General features: G+C 68.2%; 1 protein-coding gene. It reads left to right on the forward strand.

All coding sequences use genetic code 11. The features are described from left to right. The first annotated feature begins 69 nt into the window (after positions 1–69). Positions 70–1,286, forward strand: a protein-coding gene (locus ID574_RS59215; protein WP_442939474.1) for an IS3 family transposase whose coding sequence is annotated in 2 segments (ribosomal slippage) — positions 70–379 and positions 379–1,286 — 1,218 coding nt in all. Because the reading frame shifts where the segments join, the coding sequence is not laid out codon by codon here. Positions 1,287–1,318 lie beyond the last annotated feature (32 nt).

The raw sequence follows: 1,318 nt of genomic DNA on the forward strand, positions 1-1,318 counted from the left end.
GGCCCCTGCCCCCGATGTGTGGACACCTTGAGTACCGGATGATGGAGATCCGGAGACAAGGAGTTCCACGTGGCGATGAAGTCGTATCCGCCGGAGTTCAAGGCGGACGCCGTCGCGTTGTATCTATCCGATCCGGGACGGACGCTGGCCTCGGTGGCCGAGGACCTGGGGATCAGCCGGGAGACGCTGCGTAACTGGGTGCGTCAGGCCCAGGCGGAGGGCACCGCGGGCGCGAAGAAGCGGGGCCCGCACAAGCGGCCGGCGCGGGGCCCGCTATCGTCCGACGACGTGCTGGAAGAGGAGAACAAGCAGCTCAAGGCACGGATCCGGGAGCTGGAGATGGAGCGCGACATCCTGCGCCGGGCGGCGAAGTATTTCGCCGGAGAGACGAACTGGTGAGCCGCTTCGAGTTCGTCGACGACCACGCGGGCGCCTTCGGCGTGAAGCGGCTGTGCCGGGTCCTGAAGGTGTCGCGCTCGGGCTTCTATCGGTGGCGCAAGGCCGCGCCGGCCCGGGCGGAGCGGGCCGCGGCCGATGCCGCACTCGCCGCGGAGATCAGGCAGATCCATGGGGAGTTCGACGGCACCTACGGCAGTCCGCGCATCACCGCCGAGCTGCGCGCTCGGGGCCGCAGGGTCAACCACAAGCGGGTCGCGCGGGTGATGCGCCGTTCCGGCATTGTCGGGCTGCACCTGCGTAAGAAGGTGCGCACCACGGTGCCGGAACCCTCGCATCACAAGGTGCCCGACCTGATCAAGCGGGACTTCACCGCGCCGGCCCCGAACCGGCGCTATGTCGGCGACATCACGTACCTGCCCGTCGGTGAGGGCCGGTTCCTGTATCTGGCGACTGTGCTGGATCTGGGTTCGCGGCGGCTGGCGGGCTGGTCGATCGCCGATCACATGCGCACTGAGCTGGTGAGTGACGCGCTGCGCGCGGCCGCTGCGACACGGGGCGGTCTGGACGGCGCGATCTTCCATGCCGATCATGGGGCCCAGTACACCTCGGCCGAGTTCGCCAAGGTCTGTGCCGAGCTCGGTGTGCGCCAGTCCATGGGAGCCGTCGGCACCAGCGCTGACAACGCCGCGGCGGAGGCGTTCAACGCCACCCTCAAACGCGAAACGCTGCAGGGCGCCAAGCGCTGGTCCTCGGCGCGTGAGGCCCGCCTGGCCGTCTTCAAGTGGATCATCCGCTACAACACTCGAAGGAGACACTCCACCCTCGGCTACCTCAGCCCGATCGACTACGAGCAGCAAACTACCGATAAGGTGCTGCTCGTCGCATAACAGCCCGTGTCCACACATCGGGGCGAGCCCCC

Source organism: Nonomuraea sp. SYSU D8015 (genome assembly GCF_008065375.1).
Taxonomy (GTDB): domain Bacteria; phylum Actinomycetota; class Actinomycetes; order Streptosporangiales; family Streptosporangiaceae; genus Nonomuraea.